Source organism: Fibrella rubiginis (assembly GCF_017353185.1).
GTDB classification, from domain to species: domain Bacteria; phylum Bacteroidota; class Bacteroidia; order Cytophagales; family Spirosomataceae; genus Fibrella; species Fibrella rubiginis.
Genome location: NZ_JAFMYV010000004.1, coordinates 211,491 through 238,159, shown reverse-complemented (window position 1 = coordinate 238,159; position 26,669 = coordinate 211,491). Strand labels below are relative to the sequence as shown.

Sequence of the window (26,669 nt, the reverse complement as noted above, 5' to 3'; positions counted from 1 at the left end):
ATCACTCACCACTCAAGAATACATGTTTACCATCGACCTACACCTCGACATGGCGCTCAACGCCATTGAATGGAACCGCGATTACCGGCAACCCGTAACGGCCATTCGGCAATCGGAAAACGGCATGACCGACAAGCCCGACCGGGGGCGGGGTGTGGTGTCGCTGCCCGATCTGCGGCGGGGTAACATTGGCCTTGTGGTAGCCACGCAGATTGCGCGGTTTAATCAGACCGACAGCAGTTTGCCCGGCGCGGGCTGGAATTCGCCGCAACAGGCGTGGGCTATGACGCAGGCACAACGGGCCTGGTATGAAACGATGGAAGCCGACGGTCAAATGCGTCGGATTGACTCGTTAGTGTCTCTGAATGAGCATGTTGCGTTATGGCAGAATGAAGCTATCGACAATAACGAAAAGCCCGTCGGCTATATCCTCAGCCTGGAAGGGGCCGATTCGCTGATCGATATGTCGTATGTAGAAAGGGCGTATGCCTATGGGTTGCGCGCCATTGGTCCGGCGCACTACAGCACCGGCCGCTACGCCCCCGGTACCGGACTTTCTGGCCCACTAACGCCGTTGGGGCGTGATTTACTCCGCGAAATGGACCGGCTTAACATGATTCTGGACGTCACGCACCTCACCGACGAAGGGTTCGACGAAGCGCTCGATCTGTATAAAGGTGCGATCTGGGCCAGTCACCATAACTGCCGGGCACTGGTGCCCCACCAACGCCAACTAACCGACCACCAGATTCTGCGCCTCGCCGAACGTGGGGCCATTATTGGCGGCTGTCTCGATGTTTGGATGATGAAACCCGGCCTGACCCAACGCGCCTTGTTTGAAGCTCAAACCCTCGGCGTTACCCTCGATACGCTGGTTGATCACTACGACCATATTTGCCAGCTTACGGGTTCGTCGCGCCACTGCGCCATCGGCTCCGACCTCGACGGCACCTACGGCCTTGAACAATCTCCCGCTGATCTCGACACCATCGCCGATGTGCAGAACATAGCCGGACTGCTCACTAAACGGGGTTATTCAAAGGAAGCTATTACCAACATTTTCCACCAGAATGCCCTGCGCTTTTTGCGGTCAGCGTGGGGGGCATGAATAGACACCATCGGCGAGCATGAAGCTGCACCGACGGCATCCGTTCCCCCTCTACATTGCTTCAATCTGGAACAAATGCATCGGCATGATGTAGGGGTCCAGCTCCACAAAATTCCACTCGCCGCGCCAGGTGTAGTGATTGCCGGTGAGTAGGTCATGCACCGTGTAGGGCTGGTCTGAGCCAATGCCGAGTTGCCAGATGGGCACCTGCACCAGCCCAGCACGGCGGTTGTAGGCGTCCATATTGACTACGATCAATAACCGGTTGTTGCCCGGCGTGGATTCGCCGGCTACTTTCAAGTACGCCAGCAGATTGTCGTCGTTGACGGTGCAGAACGTGATATTGTTGGTTTGTTGCAGGGCTGCGTTTTCCCGCCGGATGCGGTTGGTCAGGCTGATCAGGTACGTCAGCTTGTTGGTTCGTTCCCAGTCCCAATACCGAATTTCGTATTTTTCCGAGTTCAGAAATTCCTCCTTATTCGGCACCGGTACATGTTCCATCAGCTCGAACGACGGCCCATAGATGCCGTAGTTGCTGGAGAGGGTGGCAGCCAGGAAATAGCGGATCAGAAACTGCGGCTCGTGGCCCGATTGCAGAATACCGGGGTTGATGTCGTGGGTAGTAGGCCAGAAGTTGGGGCGGAAATAGTGCTTCATGTCGCCCGCCGTCAGCTCGGTCATGTACTGCTGTAATTCGGCTTTGGTGTTGCGCCAGGTGTAGTAGGTATACGAATGGGCAAAGCCCACCTTAGCCAGTTGCTGCATTACCTTCGGCTTCGTGAACGCCTCCGACAGGAAAATCATGTCGGGGTGGTGCTTTTTTACCTCCGCAATTACCCACTCCCAAAACCCGAACGGCTTTGTATGCGGATTGTCGACCCGCACGATTTTTACACCCCAGTCGGCCCAGACCAGCAGCACGCGCTTGAGTTCGAGCCACAGGTTTTGCCAGTCGTCCGTCTCAAAATAGACGGGATAAATATCCTGGTACTTCTTGGGTGGATTCTCGGCGTACTGAATGGTACCGTCGGGCCGTTTTTTGAACCAGTCGGGGTGCTCTTTAGCCCACGGGTGGTCGGGTGAACACTGGATGGCCAGGTCCATAGCCACCTCCATACCGTAGGTTTTGGCCTCGGCAATGAGGTGTTTGAAATCATCGACGGTGCCCAGTTCGGGGTGGATGGCATCGTGACCACCTTCCGCCGAGCCGATGCCGTAGGGTACGCCGGGTTCGCCGGGCTGGCAGATGACCGAGTTGTTTTTACCCTTGCGGTGAGCCATGCCGATGGGGTGAATAGGTGGCAGATAAAGCACGTCGAAGCCCATACCGGCAATGCGCGGCAGGAGTTTTTCTACGTCCCCAAACGTGCCATGAGCACCGGCCTCCCGTGCCGCCGACCGGGGAAACAGGCAGTACCAGGTACTGAAACCCGCCGCCGCCCGGTCTACTTCCACACCCAGTTCAAACGGATACCGGGCCGGGTGTTGCCGTTCGGGATATAGCTGCGCCCAACGCAGAAACTGATCGCTTTCGGCCAGGGCCACGGCTTCAGCGTAGGGGTCACCCGCCTGGGCATCGTCGTGGTTCGACGGGTCGACATGGTCGGCTCCTGCGCGGAAGAGCGCGGCAGCCCGAATGAGTTCGGCGGCATCATGAGCGGCTGTTGTAGCGTCGGTATTGGGGAGGCCCGCCGCCCGGTGCGCCATGCCATCGACTAGTACGGCACCGGCTTTTAATTCACTGCTAATCCGCTGTCCGTCTGCTACTTTCAGGTGAATCTCGTGTTGCCACGACGCAATATGATCAACCCATGCTTCGATGGCGTAGTGGTACCGCCCCAATGCTGTAACCGGAAATGAACCCGCCCACCGGTCGTTTACCAGCAGCGTCATCGGCGATTCCTGCCAGGCTTTCTCGTCGGCATGTTTGTAGAGCAGCCGCGCGGCGAGGTAATCATGTCCGTCGGTGATGATGTCGGCCTCAACGGCAATGGTATCGCCGAGGATAGCTTTGATGGGGTAGCGGCCGGGCCGGTCGAAACCGGCATCAATTTCGGGTGATACGCGCTCAATACGAACACGTTGCTGACCGGGAAGAGTGGCTAACGAAAGGTCGGCGGTAGGAGTGGCTTTTTTGGCCGAAGCTTGTTTCTTCATAGATGCGCAGGGCAAATGCGGAGCAAAAATAAACCCCCACGCGGGAAACGGCGCAGGGGTTTGGTGATAAGTCTTCGACTTAAAAAGACGTTATTATCAAGCTATTGCGGAAGTGGGTGCATAATCATTGTGCAATTTGTGCAGTTAAGTAGTGGCGTTTTCGATAGCTAAATCTGCGTGTACAGCATATTCAGACCTTCGGGAAACCGCCAAACTTTTGCTCAATTCCGTCAAGCTAAACAGTCCACACCCGCCGTATCGTTTACCCTGTACATGGCTACCCCGTAACAAAAGAACGAAGTATGGCTTACCTGGCAATTGTGAGACATGGACAGTCTGTCTGGAACCTGGAGAATCGGTTCACCGGCGAAGTAGACGTTGATTTGTCGCCGCAGGGCGAAGCGGAGGCCCGGCAGGCAGGGCAATTGTTGACCCCCTATCCGGTTGATTGTGCCTTTACGTCGGTGCTGAAACGGGCCATCCGAACGCTGGATATTATTATGCAGCAAACTGGCCAAACCAACCTGCCCGTAACGCGGTCTGCGGCTTTGAATGAGCGCAACTATGGTGATCTACAGGGTCTTAATAAAGACGATGTAGCCAAACAATACGGCGTGAAGCAGGTAGATGAATGGCGACGGAGCTACGACGTGGTGCCCCCCCACGGCGAGAGCCTGGAACATACGTATGAACGGGTCGTGCCGTATTATCAGGCTAACATTGAACCAACGTTAGCAGCGGGCCAAAACGTGCTCATTGTGGCCCACGGCAACAGCCTGCGGTCGCTGATGATGTACCTGGAAAAAATCAGTCCCGAAGACATTGCGAAGACAGAACTCGCTACGGGCGTGCCCCGGCTCTACCTGTTCGACAACGATATGAAGCTGGAGAAAGCTACGTATTTGTCGGTGAGCGAAAAAGACAAGGTCATTGGCGTGTAAGTGGAGGGGGCTTCGCGCATCGGGCCCTTCGACAAGCTCAGGGTGACAGGCCACTAGAACAATCTTCTTGAATTGATTCAAGGTTGTTGTCACCCTGAGCCTGTCGAAGGGCCCGATGCGCGAAGCCCCCTTCACTTACACGCTCATGAAACCTAAAGCGGTCATCTACGCGCCGAAATGTTTCTCTACTTTATCCCAGTCATATACGTTCCAGGCAGCGGCAACATAGTCGGGACGCTTGTTCTGGTACTTGAGGTAGTAGGCATGTTCCCACACGTCGAGGCCCAGTATGGGCGTACCCTTTTTCTCGGCCAGTGCCATCAGCGGATTGTCCTGGTTAGGCGTCGAGGTGATCTCCACGTCGTTGCCCGATTTGATGAGCCATACCCAGCCCGACCCAAAACGAGCGGTGGCGGCTTTGGACCATTCCTCTTTAAACTTATCAAACGACCCGTATTTCTTGTTGATCGCGGCCGCTACGGCACCCTTGGGCTGCCCGCCCCCTTTTGGCGACATGATGTTCCAGAAGAAGGTGTGGTTCCAGTGGCCACCGGCATTGTTGCGCACGGCGGCGGGGGTGCTGGCGTTGACACTTTTCACCAGATCGTCGATGTTCATTTTGGCCATGTCGGTACCTGCCACCGCTTTGTTGAGGTTATCAACATAAGCCTTGTGGTGCTTCCCGTGGTGAATTTCCATCGTCATCTTATCGATGTGGGGTTCCAGTGCACCAGTATCATAGGGGAGGGGTGCCAGCGTAAACGGACCGGCGGGTTGTTGGCCGAGGCCACGGGCGAAGCCTGCACCGGCAGCCGTAACACCCAAACCGGCTCCAAAAGCCAGTTTCAAAAATTCAGCACGATTCATGTAATTAGTCGATTTTGTTGAGCAAATAACACTGTTTTGGCCCGCAAACCAAGCCTGCAGGCCCGTCTGGTTCACCGGCCTGTACCGCCGCCAAATGCCTGACTCCCGCCAAACGGCTGATTTCCGCCGAAGCCACCACTTCCCCCCGCACCCGACAAGCCACTGCCTGGCATACGGCCCGGAACGGGAGTAGGGTTGCGCCGCCGCGAAATAATCCGGTCGCCGTCGCGCAGGGCGTTTTCTTCTACGGTTTTGTAGGGATCCACAAACCGGTATGGCTTGTACCAGGCCCGGCGGATGTAGAAGTACCACTCGAAAAATTCGCCGCGCGGATTGGCAATCTGAATCATCCGGTTGGGATTCTTGCGGTTGTCTTCGTCGATAGTGAGCTTGAACCCGTCGCCCACCAGCATCACGTCGGGAATCTTCGAGCGCATGTCGTAGGGGTTGGGTTCGTTGTTGTTCACGTCGAGCACAAAAGTGACCACCTTGGTGTTGTTGCGGTCGCGTTCGGTGAGGTTGGGCAGACGAATGAGGGGATTGTATTTCCAGATTTTGTAAATCTTGGGCGGAATGCGTTCATACATTTCGTAGGCCCAGGCAATGAAAAACGGTAGTGGAAAGGCCATCATGGCGCTGGTGAGCGGCCGCACGTTTCCGCGAAACTCCTGCGCATTGAGCGAGTCGAACCATTTAGTGGTGTAGGTCAGGAAAAAGAGGGTCAAACTTCCCACCAGGCCTACGCAGAGGGTCATGATCGTGCCCATGAAATAATCGTTGGGCTTAATCCATTTAAACACCGACGACTGTACGCTGGCATGGATCATGCCCAGCAACAAAATCAGCGTCAGCGTGATCAGGTACACCCACAGGCCTACATCGACGGTGGCGGGCAGAAACTCGTTGATGACAACGGCGTGGGCCATAAAGCCAACCAGGCCAAACACGAGGACGACGGCCAGCATGTACAGTATCGTCGACCGTACGCCGGGTCGTGTAAAGAACCGTCCCTTCGCCTGATTGACCGTGCTGGAAACAATAGTCCGGGCTTCGCCGCCAAAATTGGGAGTGTACATAAACTAGGACAGGTGTGTCTATATAACCACTAAACTCGATTGAGCTACTGCTACACTAAGTAACGAAATAAACAGGAGAAAAGGTGGGAGGGGCGAGTTGATGGTTGGCGGCTATGCGCTCTAGGTTGCTGACGCCTAGCCCTTCGACAGGCTCAGGGTGACAACAACGTTGAATCAAGTTCACTGAACTGCTTTAGATGGGCTGTCACCCTGAGCCTGTCGAAGGGTTATGCGTCAGCAACCGTCAGCGCGAAGCTACACCAGCGTCAGTACTGTCCACTGCTACTGCCCACTGCCTACTCATCTACCCCAACCACAGCCAGCATCCGGCCTGTGATGCCTTTTTCCATTCGGTGCGAGAAATAATCGGCATTGTCGACTGTGGTTGAATACGGCGACACCTCGATTTGTGCGTCGGGTATGCCTGCTGCGCGAAGCTGATCGGCGTTGGCCTGTTTCAGATCAACGAAGGCTTTTCCCGCTGTTGGGCCGGGCCGTTGGTGGTCAAGCGAAAACTGCGCGGCCACGTCGGCGCTGACTTCAAAATGGCAGTCGTCGATGCAGGTGCCTACGTAGGCGAGGCAGTCGCCGGGTTGGGTGCCAAATTCAGCTTGCATCAGGTTGAGGGTGTGGGTCACGATGTTGCCCACCGTGCCGCGCCAACCCGCGTGGATAGCCGCTACGGCCTTATTTTTGGGGTCGTAGACCAAAATAGGAGTGCAATCGGCAACGGTTACGCCTACCAGCAGACCGGGTTTGTTGGTCATGAGCGCGTCGAAACCGTGGGTGCGTTCCCCCTGCGTAGCCACCCGGATAGCCGTGCCGTGCACCTGATACGACGAGGCCAGATGGGCTTCGGTCATACCGAAATTAGCCAGAAACCGGCGTCGGTTTTCGGCTACGTGGACAGGGTCATCGTCGGTATTAACGCCCAGATTCAGCGCTGCATACGGCCCCTGGCTCACGCCACCATGACGGGTACTCTCGGCGGCAATCAGTCCTGGAATTCGAGAAAAAAGGGCCGGAACGCGGTAGGAGGGGGTGTTCATGGGGCAAAGGTAGTTCATGGTTTAACGTCTAAGGTCCAACGTTGAACTACCTTTGTCCCTATGTTTTCCACCGTTCGTTCATTGCTAAGCAGGCCACTGGCTGAAGATTTTAGCTGGCGTTATCAGGCCTGGCTTTCAATGCAGGCAGGGTTATATGTTTTGTTTTTTCTGACTGCGTTTAACGTCGGCGAACCTGGACGCTGGGCGCAGTTACCTGCTCATATGCTCTTCGCGGCGGGTTGTGCCCTGTCGTCGTGGCTGGCCAATATGGTTATGCCCCGGCTTTTGCCCGGCTGGTACGACGAAGACCGCTGGACGGTGGGCCGTCATGTGCTGCATATTTTGGTTGTATTGTTATTTGTTGCTGCTGGCAATCAAGCAATATTGAGTGTGTTACACCTGTCGATGCCGTCGTTTTTGCAGATGTACGCAATGGTAACAGTTGTTGGTTTTGTGCCTGTTTTCGTGGGCGTGATGCTAGCCGAACGGCGACGGCTGAAACGCAACTTAGCCCATGCCCAGCAGCTTAATGCGCAGCTAAATCAACTGCACAAACCTGAACCGACGGCACTGTCACCGACTCAACCCACGTTGCCGAAGGGCATTTTGCTCACCGGCGAAAGCGGTAAAGAACGCCTGAGCCTGTTGCCCAATCAGTTGATTTATGTTGAGTCGGTAGGGAATTATGTGGAGGTGCACTGGCTCAACTTTATGTTTCCACAAAAGACCGTATTGCGCAGTACATTGAAAGACGTGGAGGCCGCCCTCAGCGAGCACCCGCAATGTTTCCGCTGCCACCGGGCCTTCATTGTCAACCTCCGCGCTGTAAGCCACACCACCGGCAACGCCCGCGGCTACCAGCTCACCATGAGCGGCTCAAACCGCGAAATACCCGTTTCGCGCAACTACATAGCGGCCTTTGATGCCCGCATGAGCCAGTTGGTATAGCTTCCGGCCTGTCACAGAATAGGCCATTTTACCCCAAAAACGGCATTTTGTCCCGTAGGCGGCTCCGTTATCCCACCTGCTTGAACGCGGCAACAGGCGGGTTTAGGTTTGCTGCTGTTTATGACTAATCAACAGCAACATTATGCCTCGTTTCGTCTTTATTTTCGCCGCTATTGTCTCGTTTTTGTGTTCATTCCGTATCACGCGGGCGCAAATTCAGTCTATTCCACACCAGGGAATCGACCTGTCGGGCAACGCCGGTTTCCCGCTGTTCGACAAGGCATTTTATGACAATCAACTGTTTCTGCTGGGCGAATCGCACGGGTTTAAGAAGGCGCAGGCGGTGGATCTGGCCCTGCTGAAACACCTCAATCAACGGGCAGGTGTGCGGCACTACATTGCCGAAGTAGACCCGACCAAGGCCTATTACCTGAACCAATACCTGCAAACGGGACAGGATAGCACGCTGCGGCTGGTGTTCCGGTCGTGGATTGCCGAAACGGCGCAGTGGGCCAACGGGGATTTCTTCCGAAAAATTCAGGCTATCCGGGCGTATAACCAGACACTGCCAGCCAAAAAGCGCATCCGTTTTGTGGGGATCGACGCTGTGCAGGATTGCCCGCTGGTTGCCTGCCAACTGGTCGAACTGACCGCTGCCAGTTGGCCCGCCCGCGACCTTGCCCTCCGCGATTCACTGATTCATTTGCTGACGATGAAGCCTAAACGACCGGATAGCCTATTGGCTCCTTTTGCGCAGCAATGGTTAACGCTGCTAACGGAGAAACCGGTTGATTATAAGTCCGTTAAGCCTGATAAGCTGACCGAATTGCAGGCCACGCTCACTACGCTGGTGTACCGCAAGACGATCAAACGCCGCGAGGCCACCCTCTTTGCCAACTTCCGCGATGCCCTTATGCGGCTGGGACTTCAAGGCGAAAAACTGTATGGTTTCTGGGGGGCTTTCCACATCAGTCAGGCCCCCATAAGCGATGGCAACAAGGCCTTTGCCGCGCAGATTCAGGCGTCGGACCTGCCCATGCGGGGAAAGACAGTGTCGCTGCTGTGCCGCTATGTCGATTCGTATATGATGACACCCACGGCCTATCTGCCCCCATTCTGGCAGGATAAGGGCAAACCTTATACCCGCCTTGACAAGTTCAACGACAACGGTCCGATGATGACCATCGACGGCATCCAAAACTTCATTGCCCAAAGCCAGCCCAACACCGTAACACTGTTCAAACTAGCCGGTACCGAAGCGGGAAAAGCCCCCATCACGGCCACCTACTCCCCCTTCATGCCCGCCGACCAACGCCTCACCTTCGACCCCAAACGCCCCATGACCGACTACGTGCAGTACATCATCCTGATCCGAAATTCGGACATGACGGAGCCGTTTTAATGTAAGATGAAGAATGTCAACTGTAAGACTACCTTTCCTGCGCCAGCAGATACAGCACCGCCATGCGGACGGCAACACCGTTTTCGACCTGGTCGAGGATGATACTATGGGGAGAATCGGCGGCGTCGGAGGTGAGTTCTACGCCGCGGTTGATGGGGCCAGGATGCATGAGCACAATGGGCCGGTCAAGCTCGTCGAGCATCTGGCGGCTGATGCCGTAGTAAAGACTGTATTCGCGCAGGCTGGGGAAGTATTTGATCTGCTGCCGTTCTAACTGGATGCGCAGCACGTTGGCTACGTCGCACCACGCCAGCGCTTCACGGACGTCGTGACCAATACGTACCCCCAGCGAAGCCATATGCTTGGGAATGAGTGTAGTAGGTCCGCAAACCATGACATCGGCACCTTGTTTTTGCAGGCAATAGATATTCGACAGCGCCACCCGCGAGTGGGTAATGTCGCCGATGATGGCGATGCGCTTGCCGGCCAGGTCGCCCAGTTTTTCGCGCATCGAAAACGAGTCGAGCAGAGCCTGGGTGGGGTGTTCGTGGGTGCCGTCGCCCGCGTTGATCACGTTGGCCGGAATGCGGCTGGCGAGGTAGTGGGGTGCGCCGGGACTGCTATGCCGCATCACAATCATGTCAACCTTCATGGCCAGAATATTGTTGACCGTGTCGAGCAGCGTTTCGCCTTTTTTCACCGAACTCCCCGACGCCGAGAAGTTGACTACGTCGGCCGACAGCCGCTTTTCAGCCAGTTCAAACGACAGCCGAGTGCGGGTTGAGTTCTCGAAAAAAACGTTGGCAATGGTGATGTCGCGTAGCGAGGGTACCTTCTTGATGGGGCGATTGATGACCTCTTTAAATTGGGTAGCGGTCTCCAGAATTAGTTGGATGTCGTTGACGGTGAGGGTGTTGATACCCAGGAGGTGGCGCGTACTGAGTTGCGGCATAGGGCGCGTTCAGGCAGAAGATTTGGCAAAGATAAGGAGAAAGGGGAGGAAAGGAGGAAGGGTTGTCACACAGAGCTACACAGAGGACGCACGGAGTTACACAGAGCTTTTCTTAACTCAGTCAAAAAAACTCTGTGTAACTCCGTGCGTCCTCTGTGTAGCTCTGTGTGACAACCCTTCCTCCAATATCATACACCCGTTCCCTGGCACTTGAACACCGCTTTTCAGCATCCGCACACCGGTGGTTGATGAAAAGGCAGGTACTAGCAACGTTTGATTGGCCTGCAAGGGTTATACGACACGAATGAGAACAAAACTTCTTGTTGGTCAATCTGAACGCCGGTCATGGTTAGACTGGCGCTTGCCGCTGGTTTCACCGCTGCCGGGCGGGCATGTATCGCCTGATCAGGGCTTTTGCGGGCATTTCGATGAGTTGGAAGCCGAGGGCTGAGATAAGGAATAGTCCGCCGAAGGTGACGAGGTCGCGGCCCAGGGTGTCGCCCATGTGGAGGGGGTCTAATTCCTGCAACAGGGCTACTACAGGTTGCTGCAGGATGTAGATGCCGTAGCTGATTTCGCCTAGGTAAATCATCTGAGGTTGCACAAGCCCATTGTAGAGCCAGCCCCGGTTTAACAGAGCCACGCCAACGATGATGGCCAGAAACAAGGGTGTCAGCAGGGTGGTGGGGGCAAACTGCATGACGGCCCGCACATGGGCAATGGCGAAGAGTAAGAGCAGTCCACCACCCAGAAAATAAGACCCCGCCCGATTGTTACCCGTTTTGGGAGCGTGGCGCAGGTAGAGCAGTCCGCCGCAGAGGCCCACCAAAAACGTAGGCAGGTGCATGTAGGGGCCGTAGCTGATGGCCGCGTGGTAGGCGTCGGGGATGGGTTTGCTGGCGTAGGGCCATACCAGCAGCAGGTAGCCCAGCGTGCCCACCAGCCAGCTTCCGGCCAGCCATCCACCCAGTGCCCGGCTCGACAGCGACCACAAACGCGGCAGCACAAACGGAAAAACGGCGTAGAAAAAAGCTTCGACCGATAGCGACCAGCCCGGCCCGTTCAATGTCCCCGCCAGCGACGGAAACCACGCCTGCACCAGCAACAGGCCACTTATGAGTGGTGCCCAGCCAATGGGGTTGACCCGCACAAAGGCATTCACAAACACCACCAGCAGCAGGGCCGTGAGGTAGAGCGGATAAATGCGCGATACCCGCGCCAGCCAGTAGGCCCGTTTGCTGAACTGCCCTTTGGCCCAAACCGGACCATAGGCAATAGCCATGATAAAGCCCGACAGCACAAAGAAATAGTTGACCGCCAGGTTGCCATACTGCGCCACTAAACTGGCCGGATATTCCGTGAAGGGGAACGAACTACGGGCACCGTGGAAGATGAGCACGACCGTTGCCGCCACAAACCGGGTAAAGGTCAGTTGGTTGAGTTGCATGACTAGGCGCGGGTGAGCAGGCGTTGATACTGAGCCAGCAACTGATCGGCCACAACATGGATATCGTACCGTTCGCGCACCAGCTTCTGCCCCGTCTGCCGAATCTGCGCCTGGTAAGCGTCATTGTTCAATACCCGTTCCAGGCTGTCCGCCACACTGTCGGGGGTCAGGTCGGTGAGGCAGGCGGCCCCCGTTTCGCGGATCACTTCCCCGAAGCCTACCCGGTCTGAGACAATGGCGGGTGTGCCCGCGGCCATGGCTTCGAGCACGGCCATCGAGAAACCCTCGGAATAGGAGGGGAGCACAAACACGTCGGCGTCGGCGAGGGCGGCTTTCTTGTCGTCGCCGGTGATCATACCCACAAGGGTGACGGAATCGTGCAGGTTATGGTCGCGGATGAAGGCCTCAGTCGTGTCCTGATAGCCGTCATCAGGCCCTGCCAATACGAGCCGGGCATTGGGGTGACGGGCCACGTAGTCGCGGAAGGCGGGCAGAAGGAGATCGAGGCCTTTTTTGATGTTTAACCGGCTCATAAACAAGATCATAGGCTGCTCGGCGGGGATGCCGTGCTGTGCCCTGAACTGTCCTTTTGGTGGTAGCACATCGAACTCAGCCATGGGTATGCCGTTGGGAATGATGGCCACGTTGGGGTGACGGTGGCCAAGGTAGCGGAGCAAATCGCCCTCTTCGTCGGTGTTGTTGATCTGAATGAGGTCGGCCCGGTTCAGCAGCCGTTTTTGCAGCACGACCGAGAGCAGCTTCTTTTTCCAGTAGTGATGCCGAATGGCCCATTTGTCCAGCAGCCCGTGAATCGTAACCACTTTGCGCACCTTCTGGTCGAGCAAAAACGGGGCCAGGCTACCAAAGTGCCAGATGCCGTGGCAATGCACAATGTCGAACTCGTGGATGTGGGCTTTCAGCCAGGCATACAGCGGGGCCGAATATTCGCGGAACACCCGGCTGATGGGTGGCGTACGCAGCACCGGCACGAGCGTTACCCCCGCCGGGGCCGGATACAGCCGGTCGTTGGGCGACATTGGGCTGAGGATCGTGACTTTGTGACCGCGTTCAATGGCTACGCCTGCGTGGTCGTAGATGATGCGGGCAGGGCCACCAATGTCCCAGGTGTAGGCGCAGATATTCAGGATGTTCATAGGTCTGTCTGGTGGGGTTGTGGTACCGTAGCTAACCCGGTTGGGTTAGTTAACCGTTTCATTTCTAGATACATGGCTCGGCCTACGGGTTCCGGTGCCCAGTGTGCAATGCGGGCAAGTGATGCCTCGCCCATCTGCTGCAACGCCTTATCCGACAAGCCCATAAGTTGGCTTACCTGTCGGGTAAGCATGGCCGGATTATCGGGTGAAAAGGTATAGCCATTCTGGCCCTGTTCCACCAGATCAACGGCGCAACCACAGCGGTCCGACACCAGTACGGGTAAGCCACAGGCCATGGCTTCGTTGACAACCAGTCCCCAGGGTTCCGACAAACTGGGCAGGACCAGCGTATCGGCCAGGGCCAGGTAGGTTGGCACGTCGGTCCAGTCGCAGCCGGGTAAAAAGTGAACGGACCCGTTCAGATTGAGGCGGGCCACTTCGGCCTGCAGGGCGGCTTTCTGGGGACCTTCGCCCAAAAGAAGCAGCCCCCAGGTTGTGTCTCCGGCGTTGTGTTTAGCTTGGGCAAAGCTGTTCACCAGTTGGATCAGATTTTTTTCTTCGGCCAGTCGCCCCACGTAAATCAGATTTTTGGGCTGTAACCCCAAGTCGCCCTGTCGGGATAGCCTCTTGGGCAATGCCTGGTCATAAATTCGTTTCAGCAGGTCATTATCCACCACGGCGTTGTTGCGTACCCGAATACGGACGGGGTTGGCACCAAGCTGAACAAGGTAGTCGGCGGCGCGGGAGCCGAAGCAGAAAAAGGCGTCGCAGAGGCCCACAAAGGTTTTTTTGAGTCCTTCTCGCCATCCCATTCGTGGGTTGTCGAGAGCGGTCGATTCACTTTGCAGCACAACCCGGCAGCCTCGTAGCTTTAGTAGGAGCCCTAGCAGCAGCTGAGCGGGGTCGTAATAGCCGGTTAGCAGCACGACGTCGGGTTTATAGGCTAGGCCCGCCCGCACCACCCGGCTAATCCGCTGAGCCGTCGACAGGCTCTCCAGGGTACCGGGGTGCAGTAGTTGAAACGGATATCCTACCGTGGCTGGATCGGGTACGCCAAGGCCGTGCCGGTTGCCTTCGGTGAGGGCAATCTGGAGCACCAGCATGGAGTCTGGCGGGGTAACCTGGTTCGCTAACTGACTAAACAGCAGTGATTTGTAGTGTGCCCAGAGGGTGTTGTGGACAATCAGTAGTCGCATTGTCCGGTTAGGTGGGCTGGAGCATGGGTTCGTCGAGGACTGGTTCCTGCGCCGGGGGCTGGTCTACGTATCCATGAGAGAGGGCCGGGTCGTAATTGATACCCAGGAACCGGGCAAACAGGCATAAAGGGTGTAGGAAGGCCATATCATACGGTCGGCCCCCCGTGAAATACCCAACCACGTGAAAGAGAAACAAGTAGGCCACAAACGTTTCGATGTCGTTACGGCCCCCACGATAAACCACCCGCAGCGATTCGCGGGTGATGTGGTAGAAGGCATACATCAGCACCGTAAATCCAGCCACGCCCTGGCACAGTAAGGCTTCCAGGATGGGTACGTCGAGGTAGAAAAATTTGTAGCCGTAACCGGGAATCAGTTGAAGAAAATTGCCCATCACTGCATAAGACATGTACGTAAAGCTCAGCACCCGGTTGGCCGATGAACCATCCAGCTGAGCTTCTGCTCCTTCCGCCGTGTCTTTACCCAACAGGGCAAGGATGTTTTCGCCAAACCGACCGCCAATCATTTCCCCGTAGATAGTAATGATTTCCCAGATTTCGGGTTTAACGATGATCAAGCCAATAAAAGCGACAAAAGGCAGGGCTAGAATGATTAACGAAATAGGACTGGTTACAGCTTTGATAATGCGTTGCGGAGACACCTTCCGGATGTTGACGAACAGGTAGGTAAGGCCTGTCAGCGTAGTAGAAAGAATCGCTGATTTACTGAATGTTAGCATCAGGATGATGATATTGAAGATCACCATCGACAGGGCAAAGAATTTGATCAGAAAATTGACTTTAGGTCGCCGTGCCCAAACCAGGCTCAACACCAGGCCAATCTGTGCGTTGTGGGCGAATACGTGTGGGTTGCCTGACCGGGCGCCGGGAGGGCCATATTGAATAGAAGCCCGTTGCCCCAACGTCCATTCGGGGTCAGTTAGTAGCGAAAGCACCAGGCCAATATTTGACGCAAGGGTGAACATGACGCCCACAAACACAACCTGCTTCGATATCTCGTCGGGAATGCTGATCAACATAAAGACAAACAATACCACAAAGGCGTAGTAGATCAGGTCTTTGTTGACGTCGCCGATAGCCACGGTGTTATACAAAAACGCATAGAGCAGACAGAATCCCAGAAAGCCCATCAATGCACCCATAACGGGCACGTTGGGCTGGTAAAACTTTTTAATAATCGTACTGGGCGTCATCAGCAAAATACCCAGCAGCAGAAAACCCGCTGTGAAGTTGGTGCTCATAGGGGCCAGCTGCAGCGTTTCCTTCATAAAAAACGACAGCGGGTATCCATCGACAACGATGAAAATACCGAGGCAAAACCGCATGAGGGCTGCGTTGTGGAAAAAGGCTTTCATGAGCTACCGGAGTGATAAACGGTGATACATATACCGGAACTGACCGCGGGCCAGAAACCAGACGAATTTACGAATACGGCTATAACGCCGCCAAAAAGCACTGCCCAACGGGCTGTCCAGACGAGGTCTGTACCGCTCGCTTACCTGCTGGTGTTCGGTGCGGCCCACCGTGGCGGCAATCTGCGACGACTTGGCGTCGGGCTGTACGCGAAAACCGCCCCAGAAATCAGCTATGCGCCGGAACTTAACGTTGGGCATCAGTCCCAGCCGGGTCACTACTTCATAATCCATCACAAACCGCAACGACTCGTCGAGCCAGCCCGTTTCGGCCAGGAGCGTGCGCCGGATAAACAACGACTGGTTGAATACCTGCATGCCCTCGTATACCTGGCAGCCGGCGCTGAAACTGGGTACGCGCATTTCTTCCAGCACGCGATCCTGCTCGTCGATGATATACATGTTTCCGAAGAAAACGTCCGTTTCGGGGTTTTCTTGCCAGGCCCGAGCCACCGCCCCTAGTGCCCCCGGTGCAAATACATCGTCGGAGTTCTGGTAGGCTACGTAGTCGCCGGTGGCGCGGCGGAAGCCTTTGTTGATAGCGTCGGTCTGGCCCTGGTCCGGCTCACTCACCCAATAACTCAGGTACGACTCGTATTTTTTAATGATGTCCAGCGACCCGTCTGTCGAACCTCCATCCATGATGATATATTCCAGGTTGGGATACTGCTGGTTGAGCACGCTCAGGATGGTGCGTTCCAAAAAAGCCGCCTGGTTGTAGGAGGGCGTCACGACCGTCAGTTTAGGCCACCCCGCCGCTTCACGCACATTTGCGCGTGTGGTAACGGGTTGGTTAACAAATGATTGAAGTGAAGTGGCGGTGGTCATGTAACGAACGGATGTAAGCGTAACGTTGGCTGGTGAGGTGGGTTAACCCGCTAATTGCTGATAGATGGCCAGGGTTTTTTCAGCTGTCTTTTCGCAGGAGAAATGGGTAAGCCGTTCGGCACCACGCTGTCGGAGCTGCTGCCGAAGCGCCGAATCGGTCAGCACCTTTTCAATGGATTCGGTCATGGAATCAACCTGCTCGGGGTCGAAATACAGGGCAGCGTCGGCTCCTACTTCGGGTAATGAACTGCGGTTGCTGAGCACCACCGGGCAACCCGCGCTGAATGCCTCCAGCACCGGAAGACCGAAACCTTCGTTGAGCGACGGAAACACAAACGCCTCGGCATGATGGTAGAGCGCATACAGGGCCGAGTCGGTTATAGCCCGGAAATGCACCCGCTGACCCAGTCCGGCAGCCTGAAACTGGGCTAGTTCGGTAGCGGTAAAAGACCCGCCCCCAGCGCAGTATAGGTGCAGATCGGGGTGGCGCTGCAAGATCGGCCGGACTGCCTGGAAGAAACGGGCAAAGTTTTTATACAGGCCACGTTTACCCACATACAGCAGATACCGGTGCGTGCCCGGCACCGACGGAATAGGGCTTCGCTGCCGGCTAAAGGCTGTTCCGAGGTGAACAACGTCTATCTTTTCGGGAGCAATGGGAAAGAACCGGAGGATCTCCTGTTTCGAAAACTCAGACACCGCAATGATGCGGTCGGCCCGTTGCATCTGTATTTTTTTGGCTTCGTACAGATGTTCACCTACCTCCGGGTACTGCTTGCCATAGCGCTCGCTTGTGGCATCGTGGAAGGTGATTACCAGCGGTTTATTGCCCAGATAGCGCAGGAAATAGTTATGGTAGTAGGTAGGGTGAAACACCGAAAAGTCGTGCGCCCGCACCCGCTGAATGCTATACAGCCGGTTTACCGCCGAGGCCAGCCGACTCACATTGCGCCAGTGCGATAGCCCAAAACGGCGGTGCTTGCTAAACGAGGCCCGGTCGAGGTATTCGTTGTTGGAGAACTGGAGCGACAACTCAAAATCAACGTCGGGCCGGTCGGCGAACGCCCGCATCAGTTCGTAGAAATAGCGGGTTACCCCCCCGTAGGCCATTCCCGTGAACGACTGATGGTCATACAATACCTTCATAAACTGCCGACAACTGTTTGTATTTTTCGTAGAAAACGCGCGCAAAATAGCCAAAAACGCCAGCTTTTTTCAAGAAATCAAGCTAGTGGCCTGTAAGCTTACCGGTGTAGTGGTTTCACCGGAACGGTGGCAATCCAGCGGCTCAACTGCGTCAGGCGGGTGTGGGCAGTTCGTCGCCAGCCGGTGCGGATAACGGGTTCGGGCTGCTCGCCATAAGCCGGATGCGGAGCATTGTATGAAAAAGAAGTAAGAGCAGCGCGGTAGTCGGTCAGCAACTGACGCACGTCAGAGCGACTAGCCAGCCGCAGCCGGTTCTGGTGCTGAAAAAGACCTTCATTTTTGACAGTAAGGCCCAGAAAATCAACGGATAGCAATGGTGTTTGTGCGTCGCCCAGACCAACCTGCCAGCCGTCTGGCTGCCTGACCAGCAAACGTTGCGGCAGGTTCCATAAAGCTGCCTGCAAGCCGGTATTTTTCAGCACGCCAACGCCTGCAAACAACGTGGGTACGTGCATGAGCCAAAGCCCATCGAGGCAACTGCCGAGACAGAAATTAACCGCGGCATGCTCATGACAACGCATTTCCCACCAGGCCAGCATCCGCTCTGTTTCGGCATCACGCCAAAACCCAAGGCAACCACCGCTGTAAAGACCCACGTTTTGTAAATGCTTTTCGTCTGGCGCCAACCCATCCGCCGGTGGCACCAGCCAATGTGGGTTTAGCAGGACGTTGTGGGTCACTAACGCGTTGAAAACCGGCGTAAGTGGCCCATACAGCAGACTCGTCGGGCTAAGGTAAATCAGCGTGGTTTCGTCGGAAAACCGCTCGAAGGCTGTCCGGATAAACCCCGGCTTAACGGCTGCACTGAATTCGGTGGGGGTGTATCGCGCTGACAATAAGGTTAATTGACCGGAGGTCAACCCCGTATCGGTAAGGGTCAGCAGCGTACATGGGCCAACGGCAGGCAAGTCTGCCGGCTCATCGGCCAGACCGATAATGAAGCGTTGCTCAGGGTGATGTTGCCGAACAGAAGCGCCCAGTGCTAGTGCCCCTGCGAGTTGAGCCCGCGTACAAACAGTTAACATCATTATTCGAGAAGGTCGCCCAGGGCGGCCACATATGGAGCGACAAAGTTGGCTTCAAGATCAGCGTAGCGCTGGTATTTGCCCGAAAAAAGGGCTTCGGCCACGGGCCATAGCCGCAACAGCCGGTTGGTTGGTAAACTGGCCCGCATGTGAAAATGGGCCAGTCGATGCTGCAACGGCGAGAGCCCCGCTGCTCTACTACCCACCCGTTGTGAAAATAAGTCGAGCAGCGTTTTTAGCTCAGTCTCCTGCTGCCTGAACGGGGCTAGCTTAACATCCCGGTCGCGCCCAAACCGGTCGCGCAGGGCCACCGTGGGCGGTGCTTCAGGCGGGCGTATGCCCATCTGTTGACCACCATGCGTACGGTAGCGCTGAAGAGGCTGTTCGATAAAGCGGATGCTTTGAGTGGCTGCCGCCACCAGTGCCAGCCAGCCATCATAGATATAGCCGCCCGGAATGGGGTCTGGAATGGGCAGTGCCTGCCGTCGGAAAGTAGCGCGTAGGGCCATAGCACAGCCCATGACCCGGTTGCCGTTGAGCAACACATGCATGGCCTGCCCCCGCTGCCAGTCTTTACGCTCAGAAGCCGTAAACCGCACTTTCTCCCAGAACGTACCGCCAAGGGGCTGCAACTGCTCGTCGGCCAGTTCGGCATCAGCAAAAACGACGTTCACGGCGGGGTTCTGCATAAAATATTCGGTCATCAGCCGCATCTTGGCCGGAAACCAAACGTCGTCCTGATCACAAATAAAAATGAGGTCGCCGGTGCAGGCGGCCAGCGCTATGCCGAAATTCTTATTCGACCCTAGGGCCTGCTCGTTTTGGCGCACCACGACAGCGAACGGAGCGGTCTGGGCCAGTTCCTGTAACAATGCCACCGTGTTGTCTGTCGAGGCATCGTCACTAACAACAAGCTCGTCGGGCAGCCACTCCTGAGCCAGCAGGCTATCCCACTGCTCGCGCAGGTGTGCGGCCCCGTTGTAGGTGCAAAGCGCAACCGACAGGCGGGGGCGGGGGTTAGATGTCGTAGCCATATTGGGCAAAGATAGGCTGCCAAAAACGGGTGCCGTGGATATCCCAGGCATGGCAGCCAAAGGGTAACTGACCGTCGTTGTAAACCGAAATGGCTCGTTCGGGGTGAAACTCAACGGCAAAATGCAGGGCCGTCCGGAAATCGGGAACACGCAGGCGGGGCCAGAAACGCGTTGTTTCGATGCCCCAGAAAACGTCTTCGTTATATTGATGCATGGGTGCGGCTTCATACTGTGCCAGCCTGCCCCGGTGCTGCTTCAAGGCCCGCAATGAATGCGCCACATGCCGTAGCGATAGCCCGCCGTTGCCCACGCCATTGATGGTGATGATCTCGCGCGGGGTAATACCATCGGCCTTGCGCAGGCCAAGCAGGTGGGCAACGCGTTTTTTGGCGTTAAACCAGTATTCATCCCAACGGCTGTTGAAATCACGATCACGCAGCCAGGGCGCACCGACGTAGTCGTAGCCTCGCTGGCACCAGTCAGTTAGCTCATCGCGAAAAACAAACGCGTCCAGTTGGTGAATCAGGATGTAGTCATACTCCGCAAAAGCAGCGTAAAAGCCGGGAAACAGCATCAGCCGGTTATAGTCGCGTACGCTGCGAAAAAAATCATCGGCGAATGACAGCGTCTGCACTGTTTCGGGCAGGTCGGATAGCAGCGGCGACAGATCGAGCGACTGGGGTTTGACGAAACAGATGGGGTAGTGCCCCAGCACCCGCAGGCATTGCGTTAGCGACACACGTTCGTGGGGTGTAACGGTGGCCTTATAGACTGGAATGACAATACAAACGCGCACAGAGTCTTTGAGTAAGTACCACAAAGGTACAAACACCATGCCCCATCAGCCAATCCATTGCCTCAGTCGCTGCACCGGTGCATTGAGCAACCGCCGAATGCTGGTGTAATAGAGAACGGGTTGCGGTTTGATGTACACACAGGGGTAGACCCGGTAGGCGTCGTTGCCATTCTCGATTAGCCGGTCGTGATAAAGCCGGAAAAGCGGCACGAGGTCGGGCCGCTGTGCAAAGGTGTAGCGCGTCTGGTACTTCGATATGGCATCGGGCTTCTGAACGCCGTAGCCGCTGTAATGAAAAAACTGAAGCGGTTCGACCGATCCCGTCCGGACCCCCGTCACGAGCCAGGTGCCGTTCGCTTCCGACAGTATTCGCTCATGCACATTCCAGTAGGCCACGTTATAACCCCGGTGTTTTTCGACCAGCACACCGGGATAATAAATCGGCGCGAAGTTGACCCATTGCTGGTCGACAAACAGGCCCGCACAGAGGTCAATCCGGCACTCATAGGTAAGGCGCTGCTGCCACCAGTGCACAAAGCTTCGGGCGATGTCGTCGTTGCGCAGGCCAATGAAACCAAGGTTGAAAATGCCGGTGTTCAGGTGGTGCTGTTCGTTGGGCGTTTCCCAGTCGGGGGTTGGCTCCACGGTATGCGGTGTCACTACCAGGCTATAGTTCTTGAGCGACGCGGCTAACTGGTTAAGTGGCTGAAAAACAATGATATCTGGGTCGAAATAGATGACAGAATCGGGCTTGGGCTGACCTGGAGCGTGCCTGCCATCGAAAAGAAACTCGATAAAAAACGGCTTTACGGCGGTGTTTAATTCCGTGATATCGTAACGGTCGCACATACCCGCAAAGTCCGGAATACCCAGTGAGGCTACCTCAATCATGGGGTAGGCGGGCACGAGTTCGGCAGGCAGATTGGCCGTTGCCAGGTCATCGACCAACCCAATGATAAACTGCCAGTCGGGGTTGGTTTGCCGCAGCGAATCGCCCAGTGTGCGGGCCTGAGCGAGGTAATTGACCGAGCAAATAGTGAAGGCAAGAATCATGCAGCTAAAGTAGTCAGCAGGGTCATCAACTGGTCCATGCTGCGTCCGGATTGGTGGCGTTCAATGATTTTTTCGGCTAGCCGCTGCCCCTGCTTCCGGCGGAGTTCACCATCATTGGCCAGTTGGCGAATGGCCTTGCTCATGGCGGTCAGGTCGAGGTAGGGCACCACCGCCCCGCCGTCGGTTTCAACCAGTTCCGGAGCACCACCGGCCCCATCGAAGCACACGACGGGTAGGTTGGTCAGTCCGGCCTCAAGCACCACCAGCGGATAGGGATCCTCGCGTGAGCAGAGCAAAAAAATATTGAACCGGGCCATGTAGCGCAGCACGTCGGGTGTCGGTTCGATGAAGTAGACCCGGTCGGCTAGCCCCGCTTTCTGTACGTCGAGCCAGAGTTCGTCGTAGAGCGTTGGTGTACCTGCCTGCCCATTGTGAACTGGCTTTGGCATACCCACCCAAACGAAGTAGACGGGTGTTGCATCGGGCTGATTGACCATCCGGGCCAAGGTAACGAAAAGGTCGTTTCCTTTCCGCCATTCGGCATTACCGCAGCCACCCACCACCACCGCGTTGGCGGGCAAATGGGCTAAATGAGGCAGTGGAGGCTTGTTTTCGCCGGTTTGTGCTGCCGCTACCCGCTCCTGAATCGTGGTCACGTCGATGAGGGTGAATAGGCTCATCTTAGCTTCAGGTACGTTGTAAGCAGTCTGATAGAACTGCATGGTAGCCCGCGATACCGTGAGCAAATGCTGGCAGCGGTTCAACAGATAAGCCAGTTCGTCGGGCCGGCTGTATAACTCTACCGACATAGGCAGTTCGTGCAGATAAGCCACCACCGGCACCTGGGCGGGCAAGTCTAACAACCGCAGCCAGCGCGCTCCTGATACCGTATTGACCAGTACGGCGTCCACCTTGTCTACCCCCAGTGTCTGATAAATGGCTTCGCGCCGCTCCCGCGCCTGCCGGTCGGCCCGTTGCTGCCACAGGTTTAGCTTACCCAGTACTTTGTCGGCTGTCGGCCCAACCAGGTACGGCTCGTCGGCGGGCCAGATCGTGACCGGGCAAATGGCCCTGTAATCGCCTAAAAGTGACCCGCCACCGCCCAGCAACAACTGCATAGCCACGCCGCGCTCCTCCAGCAACCGCATCATATGCAGCAGCACCAGTTGAGCGCCTGCCCGGTTTGCATCATGGCCGATGAGAAGGAGAGTCATGGGAGGGATTTGGGATTGTGGATTTGGGATTGCGGATTTAGCTGGCGCAAGCATGTACGCGCGCCAGCTAAATCCGCAATCCCAAATCCACAATCCCAAATCGTTTAATACGTTTCATAACTCGGTTTTCCCAGCTTTTTGGGAGGGTTGCCGATGTATACACCCCAGGGATCAGAATCTTTGTAGAGGGCTGAGGCCATCCCCAGCAGGGTACCTTCGGCCACGGTCAGGTAATCGCGGATGGTGCTGTTGACGCCGAAAAAACTGTAGGAGCCAATGTGGCAGTGCCCCGACATGACCACATGCGAGGTGAAAAACACATGGTCGTCGATGCGGCCGTGGTGCCCTATGTGGTTACCGCTCCAGAGCACCACATTGTTGCCGATGGTGGTAAACGGCTGAATCGTATTGTCTTCCAGAATGAAGCAGTTCTCGCCGATCTCGTTGCCGAAATGCGTCGCTTTTGAACTGATGTACGAGATGAACGTGTAGCCTTTGGCCTTGGCGTCGAGGTACACTTTCTCGCGGTTGCGGTTCATGTTGCGGCCCGTCATGGGCGCGAAAAACTGGTAGTCTGACGGGGGAAACAACGTTTCGACATCTTCAAACGCCACCACGGGCAGCCCTTTGAATGACTCGTCTTTGAGGTATTCGCGGTTGACGGTAAATGCCGCTACCTCGTGTTCTGAGTCGTGGGTTAGGTAAAAATGAGCCAGTTCTGCCGTGTCGAGAACCCCGAAAAGGATGATTTTAGCCATAGAAGAATGAGTGAATGAGTGAATAGCGTGAAGCGCTTTGCGCCTGTGAAAGCTTATGCGCAGAGCGCTTCACGCTATTTACTCATTCATTATACTAAGTCAAACTGTTGTAAAAGCTCCAGCGTAGCGGCGGGGGCGTTGTTCATGAGTATATCCAGGATGGAGAGCCAGGGCACGAATTCTGTTGTGCCCAGCTGTGGGTAAGGCACAGACTTGGATTGGATAAACCGAAGTTCGCAGCCAAGTTGAGCAAAAGGCTCTGGTTTATATAGCTCTACTCCACCAATAGGATTGATGTATCGCTCGGCCCCTTCCTGTCGGCAGATATCCAAAATACGTTCCTGCGCCTTCAGGTGACTGTTTTCGTAAATCGACGATGACGCCACCAGCCGCGTTGTAATGCCCAGATAAGCCGTCAGTTCGCTGAAGCTGTGGTAACAATACTCGGCGATTGAAACGTTAGACTGATTTGAAGCCTGGAACCGAATGATACGTTCAGCCATGGGCATCACCTCAGCATATTGGGGTGCTTTCCGGTAACTCTGCTCAATAGTACGCAGTAGTTTGTCGCGCCATTTAGGCTCGTCGGAAAGGGCAATCTCGTTGATGAGCCGATTTTGGCTGGCGTCTTTTAGTGGTATAGTAAACAGCAACTCGCGTCCATTGGCCAGCAGGCGGTTACGATTCACCCACCCCCGGTTGATAAACGCCACGTCGTCGTAAAACACGAACGTATCTACTGCATTCAGCAACTGCATGTAGCCGATGTAGGGCAGGAAATACGGTTGCATGATGGCGAGGGTCATTGGATTTGCGATTTGGGATTTACGAGCTGTCCGCCGCCTCGGTTACGATTTGTTGCTTACGCCTAAGCTCACTCGCGTCAGCAAAAATCGTAAGTCGTCCATTGTAATTCGTAAATCAATGCAGTTTGCGAAGATAATAGTCCTCTGCCGGTGCGGCTATGTATGGGCTGTGCGCAGCAGCAGTATCGGTGCCCAGGCGAATGTCGCCGGGGCGGGGTTTAATGACGTTTTTCGAGAAGAACAGGTATGATGCCCGCTTCGGAATAGGTTGCACGCCCTGCTCGAACGGGTTGATCGTAATCAGCCGTCGCGAGAGGTGCGGGCCATAAAGCGGATACTCGTAATCATCGTTGATGGTGCCCAGCGCCACGGTGGCCGTATCCGGTACGATTTCCTCGAAGCGTTTGTAGGGTACGTAAGCATCGGGGCGACCAATGGTAAGGAGCTTCGTGCGGTCGGCAGTGAAGGCCGATGGGTAGGCCACGCCGTCGGGGGTGGTCCAGGCGAAGGGCAGCGCACGGACATTCAGAAACACGCAGCAAAGGGCCGATACGGCTCCCAGAGTCATGATTAAGGCCACGTAACTTTTGAGCAAAACCCGCCTGGGCCGGTTCAGGTCGAGCCGGGGGTGCAAGTAGAGAAGAGCCAGAAACAGAATGGCAAACAGGCCCGTTTCGGTGAAATAGCGGCCTTTGAACGGATCGTACGGGGCCGAATAGGAGAGGGCCGCCACGTGCAGCATCACCGCTATGCCGAGGTAAACGTGCGGCGGGGAGCGTAACACAAACAAGAGCGTTAGCACCAACAGGGGGATTAGCAGACCAAATCCAATCACGCCCCAATATGGGTTTGCGTTGTAAAAAATAAACCGCCGCTCGAAGGTGAACGGAATGATGGAGAAGTCGGTCTCTTCGTCGAGGCGCAGGTGCAGTTTGTCTTCGGCCACCACCAGTGGCTTGCGCATAGCCCGGTTCAGTTCGTTACCAGTGGCTGTGTTGCGCAACCCGTCGAGGTTCACGTGGTCGTACGTGTACCGCACCACGTTCCGCGACCCCTGCTCGAACAGATTCCTCAGCGACCCCGCCCGTTCGATAGATTGGTGACGGAGAGCCGTGGGTGGTCCAATGGGATGGCCAAACACTTCGATGTTTTTCAGGTAGCCTGTAGGCAGCATCCAAAGGCCAATGCCCACCACAATAGCCCCCGCCAGCCGTGCTGTGCGGGCAACGAACACAGGAAAGCGATTGGTCAGGAAAACGGTGTAGATCATCACCACAAACACCGACGGCAGCAGCAGCGTAAACGTCACTTTGTGCCCCCAGGCAATGCTAAAGGCCATACCAGCCATGTACAAATACCGATTGTCACGACCCGACGCGGTCTCGCTGGCGCGGTAGGCAAAGAGCATATAAAGCAGAACGCTCAGATAAGCAGTTAGAACACTGTCGGTTTCAGTGGTGATGGCCTGCGCCAGAAAGTCAAGCAAAAAACCCATGCCCAGCGCACTAAGCAGGCTGGCCGACAGTCGGCTAAGAACCGGGGTGGGAGTGATGGCCTGCCGGAGCTGACCCATGCGCTGCACAATGCCGAAAACGGCCACCAGAGTAATCCAATAGGCGGTGTGGTGTATCAGTTTGAACCCATTCTCGAACCGGCCCGTAATTAAGTAGCCGTAAATCTGAAGGGTACAGACGCTCTTGGGGTAGGTGTCGATATTCCAGTTGGTGCCGCCAAAGTGCCGCATCGACCCGCGCTGTATGTACTGCATGACCCGGTTCAGGTGGCCCGTCATGCTGTCCCATTCATTGGGTGGGGTAAAGAGCACCAGCAGCAGGTTGGTCACGCCGATGACCAGCAGTGTACCCAGCAGCCCTCCAAAAAGTAGTTTAAAATACAGTGGCAGGGCATCAAAACTGTTTTTTGCCAGTTGCCACCTGTTACTTATCAGCTCTTTGGCAGAAAACGAAGCCGGGTTGCCAGCCAGCCAGCGCAGCGCTGAACCAATGATAGTGGCCGCGATAAACACGCCAGCAGCCCAGGCCCATACCTGTGCCGTGAGGTACAGACCCGACAAAATAAACCCTGTGATAATAACCGATCCAACGCTTAGCAAGAAGGCGGTCAGCAGCCATTCTGTCAGCGACGGGCGGGCAATGCGGGCAGCAAACCAGCCCGTGAAACCAATAAAAAGTAGTAGAAAGATAACCATGCAGAGGTGGC

The 26,669-nt window shown here is 55.8% G+C and carries 23 protein-coding genes; 4 read left to right on the top strand and 19 right to left on the bottom strand.

Annotation, left to right across the window (positions count from 1 at the left end; translation table 11 throughout):
* Positions 1–22 precede the first annotated feature (22 nt).
* Positions 23–1,108, top strand: coding sequence for a dipeptidase (locus J2I47_RS10355; RefSeq protein ID WP_207364502.1), 1,086 nt, complete (start codon positions 23–25; stop codon positions 1,106–1,108).
* A 51-nt stretch (positions 1,109–1,159) separates the two neighbouring features.
* On the opposite strand, the gene J2I47_RS10350 is transcribed toward J2I47_RS10355, so the two are convergent.
* A complete protein-coding gene (locus J2I47_RS10350) occupies positions 1,160–3,265 on the bottom strand; it encodes an alpha-1,4-glucan--maltose-1-phosphate maltosyltransferase (protein ID WP_207364501.1) in 2,106 nt (701 codons plus the stop codon).
* 302 nt (positions 3,266–3,567) lie between these two features.
* Between J2I47_RS10350 and J2I47_RS10345 the strand changes: the two genes are divergently transcribed.
* Positions 3,568–4,206: a 2,3-bisphosphoglycerate-dependent phosphoglycerate mutase gene (locus tag J2I47_RS10345; RefSeq protein ID WP_207364500.1), complete on the top strand. Its 639-nt coding sequence runs from the start codon at positions 3,568–3,570 to the stop codon at positions 4,204–4,206.
* A gap of 165 nt (positions 4,207–4,371) precedes the next feature.
* Here the strand turns inward: J2I47_RS10345 and J2I47_RS10340 are convergent, their stop codons facing one another.
* The 3 genes from J2I47_RS10340 to pgeF form a co-directional block, all read right to left on the bottom strand.
* Complete coding sequence (locus J2I47_RS10340) at positions 4,372–5,073, bottom strand: superoxide dismutase (protein ID WP_207364499.1); 702 nt, start codon at positions 5,071–5,073, stop codon at positions 4,372–4,374.
* A 71-nt stretch (positions 5,074–5,144) separates the two neighbouring features.
* A complete protein-coding gene (locus J2I47_RS10335; RefSeq protein WP_207364498.1) occupies positions 5,145–6,149 on the bottom strand; it encodes a TssN family type VI secretion system protein in 1,005 nt (334 codons plus the stop codon).
* Between the two features lie 296 nt (positions 6,150–6,445).
* Positions 6,446–7,198: a peptidoglycan editing factor PgeF gene (gene pgeF / locus J2I47_RS10330; RefSeq protein ID WP_229374486.1), complete on the bottom strand. Its 753-nt coding sequence runs from the start codon at positions 7,196–7,198 to the stop codon at positions 6,446–6,448.
* Positions 7,199–7,258: 60 nt separating this feature from the next.
* Here pgeF and J2I47_RS10325 point away from each other — a divergent pair, with 60 nt between their 5' ends.
* Together J2I47_RS10325 and J2I47_RS10320 are read left to right on the top strand one after the other, a co-directional pair.
* Positions 7,259–8,146, top strand: coding sequence for a LytR/AlgR family response regulator transcription factor (locus J2I47_RS10325; protein ID WP_207364496.1), 888 nt, complete (start codon positions 7,259–7,261; stop codon positions 8,144–8,146).
* Positions 8,147–8,288: 142 nt separating this feature from the next.
* Positions 8,289–9,548 carry a TraB/GumN family protein gene (locus J2I47_RS10320; protein WP_207364495.1) on the top strand — a complete coding sequence of 420 codons (1,260 nt, stop codon included), beginning with the start codon at positions 8,289–8,291 and terminating at the stop codon, positions 9,546–9,548.
* A gap of 28 nt (positions 9,549–9,576) precedes the next feature.
* On the opposite strand, the gene J2I47_RS10315 is transcribed toward J2I47_RS10320, so the two are convergent.
* From J2I47_RS10315 to J2I47_RS10245, 15 genes are all read right to left on the bottom strand, one after another.
* The gene (locus J2I47_RS10315) at positions 9,577–10,500 is read right to left on the bottom strand and encodes an aspartate carbamoyltransferase catalytic subunit (protein ID WP_207364494.1); all 924 of its coding nucleotides are present in this window, start codon (positions 10,498–10,500) and stop codon (positions 9,577–9,579) included.
* A 373-nt stretch (positions 10,501–10,873) separates the two neighbouring features.
* Complete coding sequence (locus tag J2I47_RS10310; protein WP_207364493.1) at positions 10,874–11,947, bottom strand: acyltransferase family protein; 1,074 nt, start codon at positions 11,945–11,947, stop codon at positions 10,874–10,876.
* A 2-nt stretch (positions 11,948–11,949) separates the two neighbouring features.
* A complete protein-coding gene (locus tag J2I47_RS10305; RefSeq protein ID WP_207364492.1) occupies positions 11,950–13,101 on the bottom strand; it encodes a glycosyltransferase in 1,152 nt (383 codons plus the stop codon).
* Positions 13,098–14,297 carry a glycosyltransferase family 4 protein gene (locus tag J2I47_RS10300; RefSeq protein WP_207364491.1) on the bottom strand — a complete coding sequence of 400 codons (1,200 nt, stop codon included), beginning with the start codon at positions 14,295–14,297 and terminating at the stop codon, positions 13,098–13,100. Before J2I47_RS10300 ends, J2I47_RS10305 begins: the two co-directional genes overlap by 4 nt.
* Positions 14,298–14,304: 7 nt before the next feature.
* A complete protein-coding gene (locus J2I47_RS10295) occupies positions 14,305–15,672 on the bottom strand; it encodes a hypothetical protein (RefSeq protein ID WP_207364490.1) in 1,368 nt (455 codons plus the stop codon).
* Positions 15,673–15,675: 3 nt separating this feature from the next.
* Positions 15,676–16,557, bottom strand: a complete 882-nt coding sequence (locus J2I47_RS10290) for a glycosyltransferase family 2 protein (protein ID WP_207364489.1) — start codon at positions 16,555–16,557, stop codon at positions 15,676–15,678.
* A gap of 42 nt (positions 16,558–16,599) precedes the next feature.
* On the bottom strand, positions 16,600–17,703 hold the full coding sequence (locus tag J2I47_RS10285) for a glycosyltransferase family 4 protein (RefSeq protein WP_207364488.1): 1,104 nt from the start codon (positions 17,701–17,703) through the stop codon (positions 16,600–16,602).
* A 98-nt stretch (positions 17,704–17,801) separates the two neighbouring features.
* Positions 17,802–18,791, bottom strand: a complete 990-nt coding sequence (locus J2I47_RS10280) for a hypothetical protein (RefSeq protein ID WP_207364487.1) — start codon at positions 18,789–18,791, stop codon at positions 17,802–17,804.
* Positions 18,791–19,822: a glycosyltransferase family 2 protein gene (locus J2I47_RS10275; RefSeq protein WP_207364486.1), complete on the bottom strand. Its 1,032-nt coding sequence runs from the start codon at positions 19,820–19,822 to the stop codon at positions 18,791–18,793. Before J2I47_RS10275 ends, J2I47_RS10280 begins: the two co-directional genes overlap by 1 nt.
* Positions 19,806–20,618 carry a DUF5672 family protein gene (locus J2I47_RS10270; RefSeq protein ID WP_310587652.1) on the bottom strand — a complete coding sequence of 271 codons (813 nt, stop codon included), beginning with the start codon at positions 20,616–20,618 and terminating at the stop codon, positions 19,806–19,808. The genes J2I47_RS10275 and J2I47_RS10270 overlap by 17 nt, the downstream gene beginning before the upstream one ends.
* A gap of 45 nt (positions 20,619–20,663) precedes the next feature.
* Entirely contained in the window at positions 20,664–21,671 is a 1,008-nt protein-coding gene (locus J2I47_RS10265) for a glycosyl transferase (RefSeq protein ID WP_207364484.1), read from the bottom strand.
* Complete coding sequence (locus J2I47_RS10260; RefSeq protein WP_207364483.1) at positions 21,668–22,885, bottom strand: glycosyltransferase family 4 protein; 1,218 nt, start codon at positions 22,883–22,885, stop codon at positions 21,668–21,670. The genes J2I47_RS10265 and J2I47_RS10260 overlap by 4 nt, the downstream gene beginning before the upstream one ends.
* A gap of 104 nt (positions 22,886–22,989) precedes the next feature.
* Entirely contained in the window at positions 22,990–23,643 is a 654-nt protein-coding gene (locus J2I47_RS10255; protein WP_207364482.1) for an acetyltransferase, read from the bottom strand.
* Positions 23,644–23,732: 89 nt separating this feature from the next.
* Complete coding sequence (locus J2I47_RS10250) at positions 23,733–24,449, bottom strand: WbqC family protein (protein ID WP_207364481.1); 717 nt, start codon at positions 24,447–24,449, stop codon at positions 23,733–23,735.
* A 115-nt stretch (positions 24,450–24,564) separates the two neighbouring features.
* Positions 24,565–26,658 (bottom strand): hypothetical protein, encoded by a 2,094-nt coding sequence (locus J2I47_RS10245; RefSeq protein WP_207364480.1) that lies wholly within the window; start codon positions 26,656–26,658, stop codon positions 24,565–24,567.
* Between the last annotated feature and the right edge of the window lie 11 nt (positions 26,659–26,669).

Excerpts from the sequence above, each read along its gene's own strand:
- J2I47_RS10355 (WP_207364502.1), top strand. The coding sequence starts at position 23 with ATGTTTACCATCGACCTACACCTCGACATGGCGCTCAACGCCATTGAA.
- J2I47_RS10350 (WP_207364501.1), bottom strand. The coding sequence starts at position 3,265 with ATGAAGAAACAAGCTTCGGCCAAAAAAGCCACTCCTACCGCCGACCTT.
- J2I47_RS10345 (WP_207364500.1), top strand. The coding sequence starts at position 3,568 with ATGGCTTACCTGGCAATTGTGAGACATGGACAGTCTGTCTGGAACCTG.
- J2I47_RS10340 (WP_207364499.1), bottom strand. The coding sequence starts at position 5,073 with ATGAATCGTGCTGAATTTTTGAAACTGGCTTTTGGAGCCGGTTTGGGT.
- J2I47_RS10335 (WP_207364498.1), bottom strand. The coding sequence starts at position 6,149 with ATGTACACTCCCAATTTTGGCGGCGAAGCCCGGACTATTGTTTCCAGC.
- pgeF (WP_229374486.1), bottom strand. The coding sequence starts at position 7,198 with ATGAACACCCCCTCCTACCGCGTTCCGGCCCTTTTTTCTCGAATTCCA.
- J2I47_RS10325 (WP_207364496.1), top strand. The coding sequence starts at position 7,259 with ATGTTTTCCACCGTTCGTTCATTGCTAAGCAGGCCACTGGCTGAAGAT.
- J2I47_RS10320 (WP_207364495.1), top strand. The coding sequence starts at position 8,289 with ATGCCTCGTTTCGTCTTTATTTTCGCCGCTATTGTCTCGTTTTTGTGT.
- J2I47_RS10315 (WP_207364494.1), bottom strand. The coding sequence starts at position 10,500 with ATGCCGCAACTCAGTACGCGCCACCTCCTGGGTATCAACACCCTCACC.
- J2I47_RS10310 (WP_207364493.1), bottom strand. The coding sequence starts at position 11,947 with ATGCAACTCAACCAACTGACCTTTACCCGGTTTGTGGCGGCAACGGTC.
- J2I47_RS10305 (WP_207364492.1), bottom strand. The coding sequence starts at position 13,101 with ATGAACATCCTGAATATCTGCGCCTACACCTGGGACATTGGTGGCCCT.
- J2I47_RS10300 (WP_207364491.1), bottom strand. The coding sequence starts at position 14,297 with ATGCGACTACTGATTGTCCACAACACCCTCTGGGCACACTACAAATCA.
- J2I47_RS10295 (WP_207364490.1), bottom strand. The coding sequence starts at position 15,672 with ATGAAAGCCTTTTTCCACAACGCAGCCCTCATGCGGTTTTGCCTCGGT.
- J2I47_RS10290 (WP_207364489.1), bottom strand. The coding sequence starts at position 16,557 with ATGACCACCGCCACTTCACTTCAATCATTTGTTAACCAACCCGTTACC.
- J2I47_RS10285 (WP_207364488.1), bottom strand. The coding sequence starts at position 17,703 with ATGAAGGTATTGTATGACCATCAGTCGTTCACGGGAATGGCCTACGGG.
- J2I47_RS10280 (WP_207364487.1), bottom strand. The coding sequence starts at position 18,791 with ATGATGTTAACTGTTTGTACGCGGGCTCAACTCGCAGGGGCACTAGCA.
- J2I47_RS10275 (WP_207364486.1), bottom strand. The coding sequence starts at position 19,822 with ATGGCTACGACATCTAACCCCCGCCCCCGCCTGTCGGTTGCGCTTTGC.
- J2I47_RS10265 (WP_207364484.1), bottom strand. The coding sequence starts at position 21,671 with ATGATTCTTGCCTTCACTATTTGCTCGGTCAATTACCTCGCTCAGGCC.
- J2I47_RS10260 (WP_207364483.1), bottom strand. The coding sequence starts at position 22,885 with ATGACTCTCCTTCTCATCGGCCATGATGCAAACCGGGCAGGCGCTCAA.
- J2I47_RS10255 (WP_207364482.1), bottom strand. The coding sequence starts at position 23,643 with ATGGCTAAAATCATCCTTTTCGGGGTTCTCGACACGGCAGAACTGGCT.
- J2I47_RS10250 (WP_207364481.1), bottom strand. The coding sequence starts at position 24,449 with ATGACCCTCGCCATCATGCAACCGTATTTCCTGCCCTACATCGGCTAC.
- J2I47_RS10245 (WP_207364480.1), bottom strand. The coding sequence starts at position 26,658 with ATGGTTATCTTTCTACTACTTTTTATTGGTTTCACGGGCTGGTTTGCT.